This is a genomic window from Leifsonia sp. L25 (assembly GCF_050632895.1).
The window spans coordinates 587,684-608,129 of record NZ_JBODRZ010000002.1; the positions used below are offsets into that span (position 1 = coordinate 587,684).

Below are 20,446 nucleotides of genomic sequence, written 5' to 3' on the forward strand. Positions count from 1 at the left end.
TCAGGCGGCCACCGGTTCGGGGTCGGCGGGGGCCGCCGGCTCCCCCGGGATGCTCGCGCGCGTCACCCGCTTGCGGAACACCCAGTAGGTGAACGCCTGGTAGGCCAGGATCAGCGGAAGGAAGATCACCGCGACCCAGGTCATGATCGACAGCGTCGTGTCCGTGCTGGAGGCGTTGGCGATGGTCAGACTGTTCTGCGGGTTCGGGGACGATGGCATCACGTCCGGGAAGAGCGCCGCGAACAGCGAAACCACCGCCAACGCGATCGTCACCGCCATGAACGCGAACGACCAGCCCTCCGCCCCGCGCAGGTTGAGGATCCACGACACCACCAGGGCGACCGCAGCCAGAGCGGCGAGCACGAGCAGCGCGAGCGAGAAGTGCGCGATCACGGTCCAGCCCAGGAAGGCCGCGGCCACCACGATCGTGAGCACCCCCGACCGCGTCGCCAACGTGCGCGCCCGCGCCCGGATCTCCCCGTCGGTCTTGAGGGACACGAAGACGACGCCGTGCGTGAAGAACAGCAGCAGGGTGGTCAGCCCGCCGAGGAGGGCGTACCCGTTCAGGAGGTCGAACAGCGTCCCGGTGTAGTTGTGACCGTGGTCGAGGGCGACGCCCTGCACGATGTTCGCGAACGCGACGCCCCAGAGGAACGCCGGCACGGCGGAGCCGGCGACGATCATCCCGTCGAACCAGCGCTTCCACTGCGACTCCGGCCGCTGGTGCCGGTATTCGAACGACACCCCGCGCAGGATCAGCGCCAGCAGGATGAGCAGCAGCGCCAGGTAGAACCCGCTGAACAGCGTCGCATACCACTCCGGGAAGGCCGCGAAGAGTGCGGCGCCGGCCACGATCAGCCAGGTCTCGTTGAGGTCCCAGACCGGGCCGATGGTGTTGATGAGCACGCGACGGTCGGTCTCATCCCTGCCGAGGAACGGCAGCGACATCCCGACGCCGAAGTCGAACCCGTCGAGCACGAAGTAGCCGATGAAGAAGAACGCGATGATGCCGAACCAGAGGACTGCGAGATCCATGTCGATGTGCTCCTAATAGACCGTTGCGACCGGGACGTGGTTGCCCGCGTCGTCGAGGTGCTCCTCGGCGGGGGCCGGTCCCTTCTGGGCCGCGCGCTTGATCAGCTTGAACTCGACCACGGCGAGCGTGCCGTAGACCGCGGTGAAGGCGAGCAGGGAGATCAGGACCTCCAGCCCTGTCGTGCCCGGCGAGACGCCGTCCTGGGTCTTCATCAGGCCGAACACGAGCCAGGGCTGCCTGCCCATCTCGGTGAAGATCCAGCCGACGATCATCGCTGCCAGCGAGAGCGGCATGGCCCAGATCGCGACCTTCCACATCCACGCCCACGGCGGCGTCCTGCCCTTGCGGGTGAACCACAGGCCGACGACGGCGACCAGGACGTGCAGGAGGCCGAGGCCGATCATCCACCGGAACGCCCAGTAGGTGACCCAGATGATCGGGGTGTAGTCGCCGGGGCCGTAGAGCTGCTGGTAGTGCGCGTTGAGGTCGTTGATGCCCTCGACCGTCCCGGTGAGCGTGTGCGTCGAGAGGAACGACAGCAGGTACGGGATCCGGATCGAGAACAGTTCGTGGACGCCGTCCGGCGTGCCGAGCGTGAAGATCGAGAACGACGCGTCCGCGCCTGTGGAGGTCTTGTAGAGCGCCTCCGCCGCGGCCATCTTCATCGGCTGCGTCTGCACCATCGCGAGGCCGAGCTGGTCACCGCTGACGACGCTGCCGATGCCGGCGACGACCATCATCCAGAGGCCGAACTTCAGTGCGGGGCGCATGGTCTCCAGGTTCCTGGTGCGCGAGAGGTGCCAGGCCGCGACGGCGATGACGAGGCCGGCCGAGACCATGAAGCAGCCGAAGATCGTGTGCGGGAACGCGGCCAGCGCGACCTTGTTCGTCAGCACCGCCCAGAGGTCGGTGAGTTCTGCCCGGCCGCGGGTGTGGTTGAGCGTGTAGCCGACCGGGTGCTGCATGAACGCGTTGGCCGCGAGGATGAAATAGGCCGACAGGATGGAGCCGACCGCGGTGATCCAGATGCAGGCGAGGTGGACGCCGCGGGGCAGCTTGTCCCAGCCGAAGATCCACAATCCGATGAACGTGGCCTCGAGGAAGAACGCGAGCAGTCCCTCCAGCGCGAGCGGCGCGCCGAAGACGTCGCCGACGAACCGGGAGTAGTTCGACCAGTTCATGCCGAATTGGAACTCCTGCACGATGCCGGTCACGACGCCCATCGCGAAGTTGATCAGGAAGAGCTTGCCGAAGAAGTGGGTGAGCTGGAGGTAGTGGACCTTGCCGCTGCGGTACCAGGCGGTCTGGAAGATCGCGACGACGGTGACGAGGCCGATGGTGAGCGGAACGAACAGGAAGTGGTAAATCGTCGTCAGTCCGAACTGCCAGCGCGCCAGCAGCAGCGGATCGAGGATCTCGTTCACGCAGCCCCACCCTTCCGGTCGTTGTTCTACAGCGTGTAGAAGACTACTTCTACAGAGTGTAGAACATTCACAGCCTTGTCGCGCTACCCTGGATCCGTGGCCAATCTCGGAGAACTCGAACGCGCGGTGATGGACGCCCTCTGGGCGGGCGAGGCCCCGATCACCGCCAACGAGTTGCGCGACAAGCTAGCGGCCTCCCGTGACGGCGGCAAGACCCCGGCGCTCACCACCGTGCTCACGGTGCTCTCCCGCCTCGAGCAGAAGGGGTTCGTCGACCGCGACCGCGACGCGCGCCCCCACCTCTACTTCGCCACCCTCACCCGCGCGAACCACGTCGCCGACCTGATGCGCGAAGTCCTGGAGACCTCCACGGACCGCACGGAGGCCCTCGCCTACTTCGTCGGCTCGGTCGACGAGTCCGAGGCGGCGATGCTCCGCCGGCTGCTCGACGCCCGTAACTGACTGGAATGACTGCGCTGACCGGGATGCCCGTCGACTCGACCGCCATCCTGCTCGGCGTCCTCGCGGTCGCCCTGGCCTGGCCGGTGCCGCTGCTGCTGGCGCGCGCCACGTGGCCGTCCGCCGCACCCGGCCTCGCTCTGGCCCTGTGGCAGTCGATCGCCTTGGCCGGCGGAATCTCGATGATCGGCTCGCTGCTGCTCGCCGGACTCCAGCCGTTCGGCTACGACCTCCCCAGCCGGATCGCCGGCGCGGCCGCCACCCTCTTCAGCGGACCGCTCCCCGCCGGCGTCTCGCTCCTGCACACCTTCTTCCTCAGCGCCGCCGTGCTGCTGACGGCCCACCTGGTCCTGAACCTCGCGCTCACCTCGGTGCGCAGCCGCAGTCAGCGGCACCGGCACATGGAGCTGCTGCGCCTGCTCAGCGCGCCCCTGCCCGACGTGCCGGCCACCCGGGTCATCGACCACCCGGCGCCGGCGGCCTACTGCCTCCCCGGCGCGCGCAGCGTCACCGTGCTGTCGGAGGGGATGATCGAGCTGCTCACCCCCGAGCAGCTGGAAGCCGTGATCGCCCACGAGCGCGCCCACCTGCGCCAGAAGCACCATCTGCTGCTCGACGCGTTCCGGTCCTGGAAGCGCGCGCTTCCGTGGTTCCCGATCGCCACGCGCGCACAGGACGCTGTGGCGATCCTGGTGGAGATGCTGGCCGACGACACCGCCCGGCGCACCTCCGGCGACCCTGTGCTGGCGGAGGCCATCCGCATCGTCGACGCGACCGGTTCGGCCGGCGCCGCCCTCGGCGCCCCGAAGGATCCGCGCACACCCGAGCAACGACGGTCGGCCCTGGTGGCGCGCGAGGAGCGCCTCACCACCGGCCACCGCACGGTCGGGCCGGGCGTCCGGCTCCTGGTCGTGGTCGCTGCAGCCCTGCTCGTCGTGGTGCCGCCGGTGCTCGTGCTGACGAGCTGAGCCGCCGTCGCCCACTAGCCTGGGATCATGCCGGAGAAGCGGGGATACGCCAAGGGAATCGCCAAACGCGAGGAGATCCTCGACCGGGCCCTCGAGGTGTTCGCCGCGAAGGGCTACCGCAAAGCGTCGCTGCGCGAGATCGCCGAGTCGGTCGGGCTCAGCCAGGCCGGCCTCCTGCACCACTTCTCCTCCAAGGAGGAGCTGTTCGCCGAGGTGCTGCGCAAGCGCGACGAGGTGGACGCAGCAGGCGGCGACCTCTCCACCGACTGGTCGGACGCGTTCGACGGCCTCGTCGGCGTCATTCGGCACAACGCCCAGGTGCCGGGCCTCGTCCAGCTCTACGCGACCATCTCGGCGGAGGCGGCCGACCCCGACCACCCCGGCCACGACTACTTCGTGTCCCGCTACCGGCAGATCGTCGGCGGTCTGGAGCAGTCCATCTGCTCCGAGCAGGAGGCGGGGCGGGTAAGCGCAGGCGTGGACGCGCGCATGCTCGCGCGCCTCGCGGTGGCTGTCGCAGACGGGATGCAGGTGCAGTGGATGCTCGATCCGTCCGCCGACATGGCCGATGCGATCGAGGCGTTCTGGTCGCTGATCCGCACCGCCTAGTTCAGCGGCAGAGTCCGGACAGACGAAGGCGGCGGCCCGGTCGCCCGAGCCGCCGCACGCGGAGTCGTGAGGAGGTCGCCCTCCCCGTCAGCCGCTCACATCTTGATCGGGTGCTCCTGCAGCCACTTCTTCGCCACGGCGTCCGGCTGGGTCTTGCTGGCGCCCTGGTTCTCGCTGTTCATCGTGATCAGGTCGTCCGTGGTCAGCTCGGCCGAGACCTTGTTGAGCACCGACTTGACCTTGTCGGAGGCCTTCTTGCTGTTGATCAGCGGCACGATGTTCTGCGCGGCGATCAGGTTCTTCGGGTCCTTGAGCACGACGAACCCGTTGTCCTTGATGGCCGGGGTGGTGGTGTAGATGTCCGCCAGCTGAACGCTGCCGTTCTTCAGCGCCGCGACGGTCAGCGGGCCGCCCGAGTCGCTGATCGGGGTGAGCGACGCCGTCACGCCGTAGGTCGACTTGAGACCCGGGATGCCGTACGGCCGGGTGCCGAACTCGGGATTGGCGCCCACGGTCAGCGGCACGGTGACCTTCTTGAGGTCCTCCAGGCTGGTGACCTTGTACTTGTCCGAGAACTCCTTGGTGACGTTGTAGGCGTCGGCGTCTTGCGCCTTGGCCTGGTCGAGCACCTCGAAGCCCTTGGGCAGGGCGTCGTTGAGCGCGGCGTAGACGTCTGCGCTCGAGGACGCCGTGCTGGTCTTGTTGTAGAACTGCAGCAGGTTGCCGGAGTACTCCGGGACCAGGTCGATCGAGCCGTCCTGGAGCGCCTTGAGGTAGACGTCGCGCTGGCCGATGCTCGGCTTGTAGCTGACCTTGACGCCGTTGGCGGCGAGGGCCTGGCCGTAGATCTGCATCAGGATCTCGTTCTCGCCGAACGCGGCGGATCCGACGGTGATGCTGTCGCTCGAGGAGCCGCTGCCACTGCTGCTGGTATTGAACGCGCCGCCGCCGCCGGACGAGCACGCGCTGAGGGCGATGAGCGCCCCCGCCGCGAGCACACCGGCCGCGATGCGGCCCTTCTTGGATCCGAACATGTGATTCTCTCTCTTCTGTGTGCGATGGGTCACTGTGAGTCAGGGGACGGGCTGTCGCCCGGGCGCGGGAACGCGAACGTGCGCCGCGGCTCGCCGGCCCGGTCGGCGCGGACCTTGCCGGCGGTGACGCCGCGCGGCACGACGAGCTTCTGAGTCAGCGCGAACAGACCGTCGACGACGAGCGCGAGCACGACCACGATGATCGAACCGCCGAGCATCTCGGGATAGTTCTGCACCGCCAGCCCGTCGAACAGGAACCGGCCGAGGCCGCCGACCGGGAGGATGGCGGCCACCGTCCACGTCGCGATCACCTGGAGCGCGCCGGAGCGGATGCCGCCGATGACGAGGGGAAGCGACAGCGGCAGCTCCACCTTGGCGAAGATCTGCCACTCGGTCATCCCGACGGCGCGCGCGGCGTCGATCGTGCTGCGGTTCACCGACTCCAGGCCCGAGTACGCGCCGGCGAGCAGCGGCGGGATGGCGAGGATGGTCAGCGCGATCAGCGGGGGCAGGATCGTGATGTTCGCCATGATCAGCGCGAGGTAGACCACCAGACCCAGCGTCGGCAGGGCGCGCAGGGCGCCCGAGGCGCCGACCGCGAGCCCGCGGAGGCGCCCGGTGTGCCCGATCGCGAAGCCGATCGGCAGCGCGATCACGGCGGCGAGCAGGAGCGTCAGCAGGGTGTACAGGATGTGCTCGCCTGTGCGTGCGGGGATGCCACCGGGCCCCGCCCAGTTCACCGGGTCGAAGAGCCAGCCGAAGGCCGCGACGAAATCGGTCATGCGCCGGTCACCGCCTTCATCGCGGCGGAGCGGCGGAGCCGGCCCGTGCGCTTGTCCAGCCGCGACCACGGCAGCAGCAGCCGCCCGAGCAGCACCAGCACGAGATCGAACACGAGTGCGACCACCATGATCATGACGATGCCGACCGCGACCTCTTCGGGGTAGTACCGGTTGAGGCCGTCCGTGAAGAGCTGGCCGAGGTTCGGCACGCCGAGCAGCGCACCGACGCTCACCAGGCTCACGGTGGACACCGAGACGACGCGGAGTCCGGCCAGGAGCACCGGGCCGGCGAGCGGGAGCTCCACCGTCCAGAAGCGCCGCCAGCCGGAGAAACCGACCGCTGTGGCCGACTGGACCACGTCACCCGGCACGGAGTCGAGCGCGTCGGCCGTCGTGCGCACCATCAGCGCGACGGCGTAGATGCTCAGCGCCACGACGACGTTCGCCGGGTCGAGGATCTTCGTGCCGATCAGGGCCGGCATGGCGAAGAACAGCGGCAGCGACGGGATCGCGTACAGGATCCCGCCGAGCGTCAGGAGCACGGGGCGGCTGACGCGCGAGCGGTTCGCAAGCCAGCCGATCGGAAGCGACAGCAGGAAGCCGACGACGATCGGGATAGCGCTCAACCACACGTGGGAGACCGTGAGATTCCAGACCTGGCCGAGGTTCGACCACAAGAAGCTCACGTCGGTTCCTCACCCTGCGCCGCGGCACCCGCGACCGAAACGGTCGCGGCCTTTGCTTCGTCGGAAGCAGCGGAGTCGTCCGCGCTGAGCACACCGGCGGTGCGCCCCTCGCTGTCGACCAGCACGGAGCCGGTCCGCGTCCGCTCGATGTGGAGGGCGCGCTTGCCCCGGTCGGCGCCCACGAACGACGACACGAAGTCGTCGGCCGGCTGCGCGAGGATCTCGGCCGGCGTGCCCTGCTGGGCGACGATCCCGCCCTTGCGGAAGATCACCACCTGATCCCCCAGCCGGAACGCCTCGTCGATGTCGTGCGTCACGAACAGCACAGTCTTGCCCAGTTCGCGCTGCAGTCGCAGCAGTTCGTTCTGCAGGTCGTCGCGCACGATCGGGTCGACGGCGCCGAACGGCTCGTCCATCAGCAGGATGTTGGGGTCGACCGCGAGCCCGCGGGCCACCCCGACGCGCTGCTGCTGGCCTCCCGAGAGCTGGCTGGGGTACTTGTCCGCCAGCGAGCGCTCCAGGCCGACCGTGTCCATGAGCTCCAGCGCGCGCTCGTGCGCGGCCTTCCGCTTGACGCCGGTGAGCAGCGGCACTGTCGCGATGTTGTCCACGACCTTGCGGTGCGGCAGCAGCCCCGAATTCTGCATGACGTAGCCGATGCGCCTGCGCAGGTGCACCGGTTTCAGGCTCTGCACGTTCTCGCCGTCGATCGACACAGTGCCGCTGGTCGGGTCGACCATGCGGTTGACCATGCGCAGGATCGTGGTCTTGCCGCTGCCGGACGAGCCGACGAGCACCGTGATCTGGCGGGACGGGACGACCAGGGAGAAGTCGTCCACCGCGACGGTCCCGTCCGGGAACCGTTTCGTCACGGAGCGGAACTCGATCATCGGTCCTCAGCTCTCGGTTGACGGGACGGGGTGGTCTCTGATTTCGGGGCCATCGAATCCACCCAAACAGCGTTTTGCTCAATGCGCAACGAATTGGGTCGGTTTGTGGCAGGAAACCCAGTCACCATGAGACAACCCTGTCCCATACCGCCGACATTCCCCGAAGAGCCTCAGCTCTTCGGGTCGTACCGCCGCTCCAGGTACTCGCGGGCCACGACGCGCGCCTCGTCGATGTAGCGGGAGTCTCCCATCGGGTCGTCGAGGAAGGCCCGGTTGATCAGGCCGTCCATGATCTCCACGACGATCTCCAGCCGGAAGGCGAGGTCCTCGCCCGCGGGGAGGCCGTACTCCTCCGACAGGATCGAGGCGAACTGCGACGCGAACGACGCCGTCTGCTCCGGCTCCTCCTCGCCGGGCAGGCCGGAGCGCTCGGCGTCGGTGAAGCGGATGATGCGGAAGCCCGGCTCGGTGCGGAACATCGCGACGAACGCGTCGATCGCGCACTCCACGGCGTTCCACCAGTGTTCGGGGCTCTCGGCGTGGATGGCCGCGACCACGGAGTGCCGGTAGCGCAGCAGCGCGCGGTCGCGCAGCGCCTGCAGCAGGACGATGCGGTCCGGGAAGTACCGGTAGACCGTGCCGATGGACGCGCCGGCGCGCTCGGCGACCATCGCGGTCGTCAGGCGGTCGAATCCGATCTCGTCCACCACCTCCGCGGCGGCGTCGAGGAGGGCGTCGATCCGGGCGGCGCTGCGCTCCTGGATCGGCTCCGTCCGTACGAGCGGCGCTCCGGCGGTGTTCTGTGCGGCGACCAGGTCGTTGATGGGCACGAGGGCGACTCCTTCTTTCTCTTTCTCCACGATACGCGTGCGGGTCCCCAGCCCGGCGACGGTCCATTCCGTCGCGCTATCGGGATCATATTGTGGAAATCTCACCTTTGCTGGGGAATTTCCTCCGACACACCGAAGAATCCTCACCCCAGATCTGGGGGCTGCGTCTGAGCGAACCTTCACTCCGTGAGAAACTGGTGTCTCTATGACTGTTGACCCGGCCAAGCGCAGCACGAGCGTCGACCCGATCATGCACCGTGCGGCGCGCATCGAGGACGCCTTCCACGAATTCCGTGCCCGCCGCGCGCGCAAGCACGGCTTCCTGGCGACCGTCGTCCCGTACACCGGCTACGGCTCGCCCACCTGGGTGCGCATCCTCGGCCGGGTCGTGCTGGCGAAGGAGCCGCGCCCGGGCAGCCGCGCCGAGCGCAAGCACCGCAAGCGCGAGGAGTCCATCCGCGGCTGGCGATCGTTCATCAGCGTCCCGGTCGGCGACGTCGCCGTCACGGTGCAGGTCGACGGCGCGCACCACGTCGTCCGGCCGGACCGCGGCGGCGTCATCGACACGGTCCTCCCGGTCCAGCTCGCACCGGGATGGCACACCGTGAAGCTCACGACGCCGGAGTCCCCGCGCGTGTTCGAGGCGCCGGTCTACATCGTCGACCCCAAGGCCACCTTCGGAATCATCTCCGACGTGGACGACACCGTGATGGTCACCGCGCTCCCCCGGCCCCTGCTCGCCGCCTGGAACACCTTCGTGCTGGACGAGCACGCGCGCGTCCCCACCCCGGCATGGCCGTGCTGCTGGAACGGCTCTCCGCGGCGCACCCCGGCGCCCCGGTCATCTACCTCTCCACCGGCGCCTGGAACGTCGCGCCGACCCTCACGCGCTTCCTCTCGCGCAACCTGTTACCCGCTGGGCCGCTGCTCCTCACGGACTGGGGGCCCACCCACGACCGGTTCTTCCGCTCGGGCCGCGAGCACAAGCGCGTCAGCCTCGCCCGGCTGGCCGACGAGTTCCCCGGGCTGAAGTGGTTGCTCATCGGCGACGACGGACAGCACGACGAGGGGCTCTACAGCGATTTCGCCAGGGAGCACCCGGGCAACGTGGCGGGCGTCGCCATCCGGCAGCTCTCCAACAGCGAGGCGGTGCTGGCCGGCGGCCGCTCGAAAGCGGAGAAGCACAGCGAGATCTCCGGCGCGCCGTGGATGTACGCCCCCGACGGCGCGGGACTGAGCGACCAGCTGAAAGAGCACGACCTCCTTCCGTGAGCGGGCGCCGCCCGTGACGGCGGTCTGCGCCAGACTGGGTCCATGACCTCCCGCGCCGACCTGCTGCGCCTGCGCCGCCTCGCCCACGCGATCGACGGCGACCGCGAGGCCACCCCCGCCGACGTCGCGCGCAGGATGCTCGCCGTGCAGGCGCAGGACTTCGCCGCAGGATCCTGGGCACTGGGCGTGCGCACGGGCGGCGTCACCCGGGCCGACGTGCTGGCCGACCTCGACGCCGGACGCATCGTGCGGTCGTGGCCGATGCGCGGCACACTGCACTTCGTCCCGCCGGAGGACCTCCGCTGGATGCTCGGGATCACCACCGGCCGGATGATCGCGGGCCTGGCCGCCCGGCACAAACAGCTCGAGCTGGACACGCCCGACTTCGTCCGCGCGCGCGATGTGGCCACCGAGACCCTCGCCGGCGGCGCGAGCATCGGCCGTGCCGAACTGATGGAGCTGTGGGAGGCGAACGGCATCGCGACGGCCGGCCAGCGCGGTTACCACCTCATCTACTACCTGGCGCAGACCGGGCTGATCTGCTGGGGGCCGGCCCTCCGCACGCAGCAGGCCCTGGTGCTGCTGGACGAGTGGGCGCCGCAGTCCCGCCGGCTCGAACCGGACGAGGCGTGGGGTGAGTTCCTGCTCCGGTACCTCCGCGGCCACGGCCCGGCGACCGTGCGGGACTTCGTCTGGTGGACCAAAGGCACGGTCGCCGGCGCGAAGACCGCCCGCGCGGTCCTCGGCGACGCGATCACCGCGCTGGAGGTCGACGGCGTCGAGTACCTGCTGACGGCCGAGCTGGCCGACCGGGCCGCAGGGCTCGCGCAATCGCGGCGGGAGCGGGAGGCCGTGCACCTCCTTCCCGCCTTCGACGAGTACCTGCTCGGGTACCAGCAGCGCGACCTCGTGCTCGACGACGAGCACTTCCAGCGGATCGTCCCCGGCGGCAACGGTGTGTTCCAGCCGATCGTGGTGGCCCGGGGGCGCGTGGTGGGAACCTGGCGACGCGGGAAGGCCGCAGCCGGCACGGAGGGTCGCGGCGCGGTGGACATCCAGTCGTTCGCGCCGCTCACGGCCGGGCAGGAGCGGGCCGCCGAGCGCGCGTCGGAGGCGTACCGGCGCTACGCCTCCTGAGTCGCGCGGGGAATCCCGGGGTCATGGCGTCCGGCTACGCTGGAGCTGTGCGTTCGAAGTTCCGGGTTCCCCTCACCCTCCCCGCGAACATCCGGACGACGACGCGGCTCCCGTTCCTGCAGGTGGCCAAGACCGCTACCGCGATGATCATCTCGTGGGGCGTCGCCGCGCTGCTCTTCCCCGGCGAGCTCCCGGTGTTCGCGACGATCGCGGCCCTGCTCGTCGTGCAGCCGAGCGTGAACCAGTCGGTCGGCCGCGCCGTCGAGCGCTCGCTCGGGGTGATCCTCGGCGTCGTCATCGCCTACGTGGTCGGCCTGCTGTTCGGGGCGAACACCTGGATCGTCCTGGTCGCCATCGTCGCGTCCCTCGTCATCTCGTGGGCGCTCAAGCTGACGCCGGGCACAGCGAACCAGATCCCGATCAGCGTCATGCTCGTCCTCTCGCTCGGCGCGACCAACCCGGAGTACGCCGTCGCCCGCATCGTGGAGACCGTGCTCGGCGCGGCGATCGGCGTCATCGTCAACATCGCGATCGTCCCGCCGGTGCTCACCGGGCCGGCCCGCACCGCCGTCCTCGACCTCGGCCGCGAGATCGCGTCGACGCTCGACCGGCTCGCCGTCGCCCTGACCAGCCGGCCGACATCCGGCGAGCGGGACGCGCTGCTCATCGAGGCGCGCCTGCTGCGTCCGATGGAGAAGAAGGCGGAGGCCGCGCTGACCTCGGCCGACGAGAGCCTCACGCTCAATCCCCGCCAGTCCAAGCACCGGGTCGTCCTGGAGCACGACCAGCAGCTCTTCGCGCGGTTGCGGCCGCTGATCACGCGCTCGCTCGGCATGACCCGGGCGTTCCACGACCACTACGACGACAGCCTCGCCGACGAGCCGACCATCGCGGCGATCGCGGACGAGCTGGAGCGCTCCGCCCACGACCTGCGGCTGCTGTCGCGCGACCCGGACGCGCCCGTCGAGGAGCCCGGCACGGAGACGGCGGGAATTCCCGTCCTCACAGCGCCGCTCGTCATCAGCACCCCGAACCCGCGGCACTGGGTGCTGATCGGCTCGCTCATGGAGGACCTCCGCCGCATCCACGCGGAGATCACCGGGGACGACGACGCCGCCTGAACCGCGAAGCGCGGCAGGCGGCGTCGGAGAGTCCTCAGGCGGTCAGCGCCGCCACCGCCTCCGCGAGCGGAAGCGTCGACCGCTCGCCGGTCCGGCGGTCCCACAGCTCGACCTCGCCGTCGCCGGCGCCGCGGCCGGCGACGAGCACGCGCGGGATGCCGATGAGCTCGGCGTCGCCGAACTTCACACCCGGCGACACCTTGGGACGGTCGTCCAGCAGCACCTCGAGGCCGGCGGCCTCCAGCTCTGCGGCGGCCTGCTCGGCCACCTCGAACGCGACGGCGTCGCGGCCCGCGGCCACCACGTGCACGTCGAACGGCGCGACCGCCGCCGGCCAGACCAGGCCCTTGTCGTCGTTGTTCTCCTCGGCGATGATCGCCAGGATGCGCGTGACGCCGATGCCGTAGGAGCCCATCGTCACCGTGACGAGCTTGCCGTTCTCGTCCAGCACCTTCAGGCCCAGCGCCTCGGCGTACTTGCGGCCGAGCTGGAAGACGTGGCCGATCTCCATGCCGCGCGCCAGCTCGACGGGACCGGAGCCGTCCGGAGCGGCGTCGCCCGGCTTCACCTCGGCGACCTCCACGGTGCCGTCCCAGGCGAAGTCGCGGCCGGCGACCAGTCCGAAGACATGCTTGCCGTGGACGTTCGCCCCGGTGATCCAGCCCGAGCCGTCGACCACCCGCGGGTCGACGACATAGCGGATGCCGGTCGAAGCCTCCTCGCCGAGCACAGGGCCCTCGGCCGACCAGGGGCCGATGTAGCCCTTCACCAGGCCGGGATGCGTGCGGAAGTCGTCCTCGGTCGCGGCGTCCACCTCCGCGGGCGCGAAGGCCACCTCGGCGCGCTTCAGATCGACTTCCCGGTCGCCGGGCAGGCCGACGACGACGAGCTCGCGCGTGCCGTCCAGGTGGGTGAGCGCCAGGACGACGTTCTTGAGCGTGTCCGCGGCGGTCCAGGCGCGGCCGTCCGGGCGCGGGTGCTTCTCGTTCGCGACGTCGACCAGGGTCTGGATGGTGGGCGTGTTCGGGGTGTCGAGCACCTCCTGCGGCGTCAGCTTCTCGTAGCCGCGTGTGGGCGGCACGAGCGTGGTGAAGGCCTCCACGTTGGCCGCGTAGCCGCCCGCCGAGCGCACGAAGGTGTCCTCGCCGACCGGGGTGGGGTGCAGGAACTCCTCGCTGCGGGAACCGCCCATCGCGCCGGCGTCGGCCTGCACGATCACGTAGTCGAGGCCGAGGCGGCCGAAGATGCGCTCGTAGGCGTCGCGCTGCGCCATGTAGCTGGTGTCGAGGCCCGCGTCGGTGTAGTCGAAGGAGTACGCGTCCTTCATGGTGAACTCGCGCCCGCGCAGCAGGCCGGCCCGGGGACGCGCCTCATCGCGGTACTTGTCCTGGATCTGGTAGATCGACAGCGGCAGGTCCTTGTACGACGAATAGAGGTCCTTGACCAGCAGGGTGAAGACCTCCTCGTGCGTGGGCGCGAGCAGGTAGTCGGCGTCCTTGCGGTCCTTGAGCCGGAAGATCCCGTCGCCGTACTCCTCCCAGCGGCCGGTCGCCTCGTAGGGTTCGCGCGGCAGCAGGGCGGGGAAGTGCACCTCGTGGGCGCCCGCGGCCGTCATCTCCTCGCGGATGATCTGCTCGATCCGCGCCTTCACCCGCAGCCCCAGCGGCAGCCACGCGAAGATGCCCGGCGCCTGGCGGCGGATGTAACCGGCGCGCACGAGGAGCTTGTGGCTGGTCACCTCCGCGTCGGAGGGGTCTTCACGGAGGGTGCGGAGGAAGTAGTTCGTCAGGCGAGTAGGCACCGTTCCATGTTAGTGGTGCGGTGGAGGTGGCCTTCCCGCACCGGCGGCGGGCGCTAGTGACCGACGGTGACCGTCGGCGCGCCGGAGGCGACCTGGGCGTCCTCCATCTCGGCGGCGATGCGGTTCGCCTCCTCGATGAGCGTCGCCACGATCTCGGCCTCCGGCACGGTCTTGATGACCTCGCCCTTGACGAAGATCTGGCCCTTGCCGTTGCCGCTGGCGACGCCGAGGTCGGCCTCGCGGGCCTCGCCCGGGCCGTTGACGACGCAGCCCATGACCGCGACGCGCAGCGGCACGCTCATGCCCTGCAGGCCCTCCGTGACGCTGTCGGCGAGGGTGTAGACGTCGACCTGGGCGCGGCCGCAGCTCGGGCAGGAGACGATCTCCAGCTTGCGCTCGCGGAGGTTGAGCGACTGCAGGATCTGCAGGCCCACCTTCACCTCCTCGGCCGGCGGCGCGGACAACGAGACGCGGATGGTGTCGCCGATGCCCTCCGACAGCAGGATGCCGAACGCGGTCGCGGACTTGATGGTGCCCTGGAACGCCGGGCCGGCCTCCGTCACGCCGAGGTGGAGGGGCCAGTCGCCTCGCTCGGCGAGCTGGCGGTACGCCTTCACCATCACGATCGGGTCGTTGTGCTTGACCGAGATCTTGAAGTCGTGGAAGTCGTGCTCCTCGAAGAGGCTGGCCTCCCAGACGGCGCTCTCGACCAGCGCCTCCGCGGTCGGCTTGCCGTACTTCTGCAGGAGGCTCGGCTCGAGCGAGCCCGCGTTGACGCCGATGCGCAGCGAGACGCCCGCGGCCTTGGCGTAGGCCGCGATCTTTCCGACCTGGTCGTCGAACTTGCGGATGTTGCCCGGGTTCACCCGCACGGCCGCGCAGCCGGCGTCGATCGCCGCATAGACGTAGTTGGGCTGGAAGTGGATGTCGGCGATGACCGGGATCTGGCTCTTCTTGGCGATGATCGGCAGCGCCTCGGCGTCGTCCCGGCTCGGCACGGCGACCCGGACGATGTCGCAGCCGGAGGCCGTCAGCTCGGCGATCTGCTGGAGGGTCGCGTTGATGTTCGTCGTCGGCGTCGTGCACATCGACTGGACGCTGACCGGGGCGTCGCCGCCGACCAGGACCTTTCCGACACGGATCTGGCGGGACTTGCGACGGGGTGCGAGGGTCTCGGGGACCTTGGGCATCCCCAGATTGATTGCTGCCACCCGACAATCCTACGCGGCCCGGTGGGAACCTCCTGGGCGTCGGGTGAGTGGAGCCCCCGCCCGCGTCAGCCGAACAGGTTGACCGGCTTGACGATGTCCGCGTACATCAGCAGCAGGCTCATGCCGCCCAGCACGACGACCACGGCCATCGTCAGGGGCATCAGCTTGGCCATGTCCACAGGCCCCGGGTCGCGCCGCTTGAACAGCTTCGCGATCGACCGGCGGAAGCCCTCCCAGAGAGCACCCGCGATGTGCCCGCCGTCGAGCGGCAGCAGCGGGATGAGGTTGAAGACGAACAGCGCGATGTTCAGCGACGCGAGGATGCCGATCATCGAGTAGACCTTGTCCACCACCGGCACGCCGTTGAGCGCGGTCAACTCCCCGCCGCGCGGCCGACCCCGACCAGGCTGAGCGGGCCGTTCGGGTCGCGCGGCGCGGAGCCGAAGGCGGCGTTCCAGACGTCCACCATGCGCTGCGGCAGGTGGATGACGACGCCGACGACCGCTGAGGTCTGCGCGCCCACGGCGGGGAGGACGGAGGTGATGGGCTGCGGGACGAGCTTCTCCTCGGCTCCGATGCCGACGAAGCCGGCCTTCACGGTCTCCATGCTGCCGTCGGCGGCCTTGATCGCCTGCCCGTTCGCGTCGAGCCTGGCGACTGTGTTCGTCATCGGGGTGAGGACCATCGTGCGGTCCTGCCCGTCACGTCGGACCACGACCCTCAGCGGCACGTCCGCGGAGTCTCGGATGATGACCGTCGCCTGTTTCCACGAGCTGATCTTCGTCCCGTCGATACTGACGATGGTGTCGCCGGGCTTCAGCCCTGCCGCGGCGGCGGGAGCCTGCTTCGCGTCGGCGCCGCAGGTCTGGGAAGTGCTCGTAGTGGGCTGCACGCACTGACTGACCGACCCGATGGTCGTCGATGCCTGCGCCGTCCCGAACCCCATCAGCAGCACCCCGAACAGCACCACCGCGATCAGCAGGTTCATGAACGGCCCGCCGAACATGATGACGATGCGCTTCCACACCGGGAGGCGGTAGAAGGTGCGGCCCTCCTCGCCCTCCCCGACCGTCTCGGCGCTGGAGCTGCGGGCGTCCTGCACCATGGCCTGCATGAAGCCGGTGGTCGCGTTGCGGCCGCTGCCGCCCTCCTTGCCGGGCGGGAACATCCCGATCATCGAGATGTAGCCGCCGAGCGGAATCGCCTTGAGGCCGTACTCCGTCTCCCCGCGCTTGACCGAGAACAGCGTGCGGCCGAATCCGATCATGTACTGGGTGACCTTCACGCCGAACAGCTTGGCGGGGACCAGGTGGCCGATCTCGTGCAACGCGATCGAGAGCGCGACGCCCACCAGGATGATGACGACGCCGAGGATGAACAGGAGCACGGAATCCACATGCCCAGGCTAGCGGCGGACCCTTGGAGCGAACCCCACGAACCCTATGTGCACGTCAACCCTCGTCGAGGGACACGTAGACGCCCTTGAAACGGCGTTTCAGGGCATTGAGGTGCCCTTCGACGACGGTCAGCCGGCCAGGTGGGCGTCGGCAGCCGCGCGCGCCCAGCGCTCGGCTTCCGCCAGCGACTCCAGGGTCAGCTCGCCGGACGGCTCGTGCTCGTCCACGACACGCTCCACTGTGTCCACGATGTCCAGGTAGCCGATCGCGCCGGCGTGGAAGGCCGCGACCGCCTGCTCGTTGGCCGCGTTGAACACCGCCGGGTACGTGCCGCCCGCCGTCCCGACCCGCTTGGCGAGCGCCACGGCGGGGAACGCCTCGGTGTCGAGGGGCTCGAACGTCCAGGAGTGCGCCTGCGTCCAGTCCAGCGGCGCACCGATACCCGGCACCCGGTCGGGCCAGCCGAGGCCGAGCGAGATCGGGAGGCGCATGTCGGGCGGGGACGCCTGCGCGATGGTCGAGCCGTCCACGAACTCCACCATCGAGTGGATGACGGACTGCGGGTGCACCGTCACCTCGATCCGGTCGTAGGGGACGTCGAAGAGCAGGTGGGCCTCGATGACCTCGAGACCCTTGTTGACGAGGGTCGCCGAGTTGGTCGTCACGACCAGGCCCATGTCCCAGGTCGGGTGCGCCAGCGCCTCGGCCGGCGTGACGTCTCGGAGCGAGTCGCGCGAGCGGCCGCGGAAGGGGCCTCCCGACGCCGTCAGCACGAGCCGGCGCACCTCGTCGGCTGTGCCGGAGCGCAGAGCCTGGGCGAGCGCCGAGTGCTCCGAGTCGACCGGGACGAGCTGGCCGGGGGCCGCGGCCTGCTTCACCAGCGCGCCGCCGACGATCAGCGACTCCTTGTTGGCGAGCGCGAGCATCGCCCCGGTCTCCAGGGCCGCGAGCGTCGGGCCGAGCCCGACCGAGCCGGTGATGCCGTTGAGCACCACGTCCGCCTCGACCGAGTGGATCAGCCGCACCGCGTCGTCGGCGCCGAGTGCCGTGTCGCGCACGCCGAACCGCTCCGCCTGCTCGGCGAGGAGGTCGGCGTTGCGCCCGGCGGTGAGCCCGACCACGTCGAACCGGTCGGGGTTCGCCGCGATGACGTCGAGCGCCTGCGTGCCGATCGAGCCGGTCGAGCCGAGGATGACGACGCGGCGCGGCGCCATCAGCGTGTGGTCCCGAGGATGTCGACCACGAAGACCATGGTGTCGGTGCCCTTGATGTCGCCCTGGCCGGCCGCGCCGTAGCCGTCGGCGGGCGGCACGATCGTGATGACCTGCGAGCCGACTGTCTGGCCCTCGAGAGCCTTCTGGAAGCCCTTCACGACCTCCGTCGTCTTGAACGACGCCGTCTGGCCCCGGCTCCAGCTGGAGTCGAACATCTGGCCGTTCCGCCAGATCACGCCCTTGTACTGAACCGTGACCGTGTCGCCCGGCAGAACGGTCTCGCCCGAGCCCTTCTTCAGCTCAGCGACCCGCGTCTCCGTCGGCGGGTCGGCTTTCGGGATGGTGATGGTCGGCTCGCCCGTCTTGCTGAGCTTCACCGTCGGGAAGCCCGGGGTGGGAGGAACGGCCGTTCCGTTCGCCTTGGTGGGCAGCTTGGGCGGGATGTTGACGATGTCGGCCAGCAGCACGACGGGGGCGTTCTGCTTGAGGTTCAGCTGGGAGTAGGCCTTGCCGAAGGCCTGCTCGGCCGTGGCGGTCACGACGACCCGCGAGCCGACATTCAGGCACTCGACACCGCGGACGAAGCCCGGAAGCCACTTCGTGTCGTCGACCGGCGCATCGACTGCGGCCTGGGTGCCGAAGCCCTCGGGCGCGGCGAGCTCTTTACCCGTGGTGCCGTCGTATGCCGCAAGGGCGAGTCCGGCGGTCGCCCCCGCGTCGATCTTCTTGCCGGTGCCTTTCGTCACCACGGTGCGCTCGAGATCCGTGACCTTGAGCGGAGTCGGGAAGGTCACCGTCGGCGTCTGGTGGAATTCGCCGGAGACTTTGACGGAGTCGGAGGTCGAGCCCGACTTCACGTTCTGGCAGCTCGCGGCCGCAGCGGTGCTGGACGCCGTGGGAGAAGGCGACGAGGAGCTGCAGGCGGCGAGGCCGGCGACGACGAGGGCGGCTGTGAGGACGGAGAGGGATCTGCGCACGAGGAGCCAGTCTGCCTCATCCACCTAGGTCCCCGCTGAACGGACGCCTGAACAACGCCCATACGATGGAGGACATGACCCGCGACTTCTCCGTCCCTCAGTCCCGTCACGTCGTCACCGAGCTGCCCGGCCCGCGCTCGGTGGAGCTGCAGCAGCGCCGCGTCGCGTCGGTCAGCCGCGGCGCCGGGACGCTCGCGAACATCTACATGGAGTCCGGCTCGGGAGCGATCCTGGTCGACGTCGACGGCAACCGCTTGATCGACCTGGGCTGCGGCATCGGTGTGACCACCATCGGCCACGCGCACCCCGCCGTCGCCGCTGCCGCGGCCGAGCAGGCCGCGAAGCTCACCCACACGCTCTTCACCGTGACGCCGTACGAGAACTACGTGCGCGTCGCCGAGAAGCTGGCCGAGATCACGCCGGGCGACTTCGAGAAGCACAGCATCCTGGTCAACTCGGGCGCGGAGGCCGTGGAGAACGCGGTCAAGATCGCTCGCAAGTACACTGGCCGCCGCGCCATCGCGACCCTCGACCACGCCTTCCACGGCCGCACCAACCTGACGATGGCGATGACCTACCGCCCCTGGCCGGAGCGCGCGGGCATGGGCCCGTTCCCTGGCGAGATCTACAGCCTCCCGATCAGCTACCCGTTCCGCGACCCGGAGGGGATGACGGGCGAGGAGGCCGCGGACCGCACCATCGACTACATCGAGACGCACATCGGAGCCACCGAGCTGGCAGCGCTGTTCGTGGAGCCGGTGCAGGGCGACGGCGGCATCATCATCCCGGCGCCCGGCTACTTCACGCGCCTCTCGGAGTACTGCACCGAGAACGGCATCGTCTTCGTCGCCGACGAGATCCAAGCCGGCATCGGCCGCACCGGCACCTGGTACTCGATCGAGCACCACGGCGTCGTCCCCGATCTGATCACGTCCGCCAAGGGCATCGCGGGCGGTTTCCCGCTCGCAGCGGTGACCGGCCGCGCCGAGATCATGGATGCGGTCCAGCCCGGCGGCATCGGCGGAACGTTCGGCGGCAACCCGGTCTCCACCGCCGCAGCGCTCGCGGTCTTCGAGGCCTTCGAGCAGGAGGACCTGCTCGCCGAGGCGAAGCGCGTCGAGAAGGCGCTCTGGGCGCGGATCGGAGACTGGGCCGATCGCTTCCCCGTCGTCGGCGAGGTCCGCGGCGTCGGCGCGATGTTCGGCGTGGAGCTGGTCGTGCCCGGGACGAAGAAACCCAACCCTGATGCACTGAAGGCCGTGCTCGCGCATGCGACCGCCAACGGGGTCATCCCGCTGGATGCCGGCAGCTGGGACAGCGTCCTGCGGCTCTTGCCTTCGGTCGTCATCAGCGAGGAGCTGATCGACGACGCCGCCACCGTGATCGAAGAGGCGCTCGGCCGCCTCGGCTGACCCGCCCGGAGACGGAGCCCATGCGCCTCCCCCGCCGACGGCTCGGCGCCGCGGTCCTCGTGACCGCGGCGGTCCTCGCGGCGCTGCCCGCCGTCGGAGGCGCGCCCGCGGAGGACGCGCGGGCCGCGGCCCCGGGAGCGGCGGTGACGGTCGCGACGAAGCCCCGGCCTGCGTTCGACCCCGGCG

17 protein-coding genes and 2 pseudogenes are annotated in these 20,446 nt (G+C 69.8%); 7 read left to right on the plus strand and 12 right to left on the minus strand.

The features are described from left to right. Together cydB and ACRAWC_RS03790 are read right to left on the minus strand one after the other, a co-directional pair. Positions 1 to 1,035, minus strand: a complete 1,035-nt coding sequence (cydB, locus tag ACRAWC_RS03785) for a cytochrome d ubiquinol oxidase subunit II (RefSeq protein WP_431346541.1) — start codon at positions 1,033 to 1,035, stop codon at positions 1 to 3. A 12-nt stretch (positions 1,036 to 1,047) separates the two neighbouring features. After that, the gene (locus tag ACRAWC_RS03790) at positions 1,048 to 2,460 is read right to left on the minus strand and encodes a cytochrome ubiquinol oxidase subunit I (protein ID WP_431346542.1); all 1,413 of its coding nucleotides are present in this window, start codon (positions 2,458 to 2,460) and stop codon (positions 1,048 to 1,050) included. A 96-nt stretch (positions 2,461 to 2,556) separates the two neighbouring features. Between ACRAWC_RS03790 and ACRAWC_RS03795 the strand changes: the two genes are divergently transcribed. The 3 genes from ACRAWC_RS03795 to ACRAWC_RS03805 are packed head-to-tail and all read left to right on the plus strand — an operon-like array spanning position 2,557 to position 4,496. Further along, positions 2,557 to 2,922 carry a BlaI/MecI/CopY family transcriptional regulator gene (locus tag ACRAWC_RS03795; protein ID WP_431346543.1) on the plus strand — a complete coding sequence of 122 codons (366 nt, stop codon included), beginning with the start codon at positions 2,557 to 2,559 and terminating at the stop codon, positions 2,920 to 2,922. Between the two features lie 5 nt (positions 2,923 to 2,927). Continuing rightward, the gene (locus tag ACRAWC_RS03800; RefSeq protein ID WP_431346544.1) at positions 2,928 to 3,887 is read left to right on the plus strand and encodes a M56 family metallopeptidase; all 960 of its coding nucleotides are present in this window, start codon (positions 2,928 to 2,930) and stop codon (positions 3,885 to 3,887) included. 27 nt (positions 3,888 to 3,914) lie between these two features. Continuing rightward, complete coding sequence (locus ACRAWC_RS03805; protein WP_431346545.1) at positions 3,915 to 4,496, plus strand: TetR/AcrR family transcriptional regulator; 582 nt, start codon at positions 3,915 to 3,917, stop codon at positions 4,494 to 4,496. A gap of 95 nt (positions 4,497 to 4,591) precedes the next feature. On the opposite strand, the gene ACRAWC_RS03810 is transcribed toward ACRAWC_RS03805, so the two are convergent. The 5 genes from ACRAWC_RS03810 to ACRAWC_RS03830 all read right to left on the minus strand — a co-directional run bounded on the left by ACRAWC_RS03810 (position 4,592) and on the right by ACRAWC_RS03830 (position 8,718). Further along, positions 4,592 to 5,530: an ABC transporter substrate-binding protein gene (locus ACRAWC_RS03810; RefSeq protein WP_431346546.1), complete on the minus strand. Its 939-nt coding sequence runs from the start codon at positions 5,528 to 5,530 to the stop codon at positions 4,592 to 4,594. Positions 5,531 to 5,559: 29 nt separating this feature from the next. Then, complete coding sequence (locus ACRAWC_RS03815) at positions 5,560 to 6,312, minus strand: ABC transporter permease (RefSeq protein ID WP_431346547.1); 753 nt, start codon at positions 6,310 to 6,312, stop codon at positions 5,560 to 5,562. After that, complete coding sequence (locus tag ACRAWC_RS03820; protein WP_431346548.1) at positions 6,309 to 6,998, minus strand: ABC transporter permease; 690 nt, start codon at positions 6,996 to 6,998, stop codon at positions 6,309 to 6,311. The genes ACRAWC_RS03815 and ACRAWC_RS03820 overlap by 4 nt, the downstream gene beginning before the upstream one ends. Beyond that, a complete protein-coding gene (locus tag ACRAWC_RS03825) occupies positions 6,995 to 7,888 on the minus strand; it encodes an ABC transporter ATP-binding protein (RefSeq protein WP_431346549.1) in 894 nt (297 codons plus the stop codon). Before ACRAWC_RS03825 ends, ACRAWC_RS03820 begins: the two co-directional genes overlap by 4 nt. 170 nt (positions 7,889 to 8,058) lie before the next feature. Continuing rightward, on the minus strand, positions 8,059 to 8,718 hold the full coding sequence (locus ACRAWC_RS03830) for a TetR/AcrR family transcriptional regulator (protein WP_431346550.1): 660 nt from the start codon (positions 8,716 to 8,718) through the stop codon (positions 8,059 to 8,061). A gap of 250 nt (positions 8,719 to 8,968) precedes the next feature. On the opposite strand from ACRAWC_RS03830, the pseudogene ACRAWC_RS03835 reads away from it, so the two are divergent. From ACRAWC_RS03835 to ACRAWC_RS03845, 3 genes and pseudogenes are all read left to right on the plus strand, one after another. Next, a pseudogene (locus tag ACRAWC_RS03835) lies at positions 8,969 to 9,990 on the plus strand (App1 family protein). A 42-nt stretch (positions 9,991 to 10,032) separates the two neighbouring features. Beyond that, positions 10,033 to 11,127: a winged helix DNA-binding domain-containing protein gene (locus ACRAWC_RS03840; RefSeq protein WP_431346551.1), complete on the plus strand. Its 1,095-nt coding sequence runs from the start codon at positions 10,033 to 10,035 to the stop codon at positions 11,125 to 11,127. A 47-nt stretch (positions 11,128 to 11,174) separates the two neighbouring features. After that, positions 11,175 to 12,248: an FUSC family protein gene (locus ACRAWC_RS03845; protein WP_431346552.1), complete on the plus strand. Its 1,074-nt coding sequence runs from the start codon at positions 11,175 to 11,177 to the stop codon at positions 12,246 to 12,248. Between the two features lie 34 nt (positions 12,249 to 12,282). Here ACRAWC_RS03845 and ACRAWC_RS03850 read toward each other — a convergent pair whose 3' ends face one another. The 5 genes and pseudogenes from ACRAWC_RS03850 to ACRAWC_RS03870 form a co-directional block, all read right to left on the minus strand. After that, complete coding sequence (locus tag ACRAWC_RS03850) at positions 12,283 to 14,049, minus strand: proline--tRNA ligase (RefSeq protein ID WP_431346553.1); 1,767 nt, start codon at positions 14,047 to 14,049, stop codon at positions 12,283 to 12,285. A 53-nt stretch (positions 14,050 to 14,102) separates the two neighbouring features. Further along, positions 14,103 to 15,239 carry a flavodoxin-dependent (E)-4-hydroxy-3-methylbut-2-enyl-diphosphate synthase gene (gene ispG, locus ACRAWC_RS03855; RefSeq protein ID WP_431346579.1) on the minus strand — a complete coding sequence of 379 codons (1,137 nt, stop codon included), beginning with the start codon at positions 15,237 to 15,239 and terminating at the stop codon, positions 14,103 to 14,105. Between the two features lie 86 nt (positions 15,240 to 15,325). Then, a pseudogene (locus tag ACRAWC_RS03860) lies at positions 15,326 to 16,656 on the minus strand (M50 family metallopeptidase). A gap of 129 nt (positions 16,657 to 16,785) precedes the next feature. Then, the gene (gene dxr / locus ACRAWC_RS03865) at positions 16,786 to 17,871 is read right to left on the minus strand and encodes a 1-deoxy-D-xylulose-5-phosphate reductoisomerase (protein WP_431346554.1); all 1,086 of its coding nucleotides are present in this window, start codon (positions 17,869 to 17,871) and stop codon (positions 16,786 to 16,788) included. Beyond that, positions 17,871 to 18,848: an FKBP-type peptidyl-prolyl cis-trans isomerase gene (locus ACRAWC_RS03870; protein ID WP_431346555.1), complete on the minus strand. Its 978-nt coding sequence runs from the start codon at positions 18,846 to 18,848 to the stop codon at positions 17,871 to 17,873. The genes dxr and ACRAWC_RS03870 overlap by 1 nt, the downstream gene beginning before the upstream one ends. A gap of 65 nt (positions 18,849 to 18,913) precedes the next feature. Here ACRAWC_RS03870 and ACRAWC_RS03875 point away from each other — a divergent pair, with 65 nt between their 5' ends. Further along, the gene (locus ACRAWC_RS03875) at positions 18,914 to 20,260 is read left to right on the plus strand and encodes an aminotransferase class III-fold pyridoxal phosphate-dependent enzyme (protein ID WP_431346556.1); all 1,347 of its coding nucleotides are present in this window, start codon (positions 18,914 to 18,916) and stop codon (positions 20,258 to 20,260) included. Positions 20,261 to 20,446 lie beyond the last annotated feature (186 nt).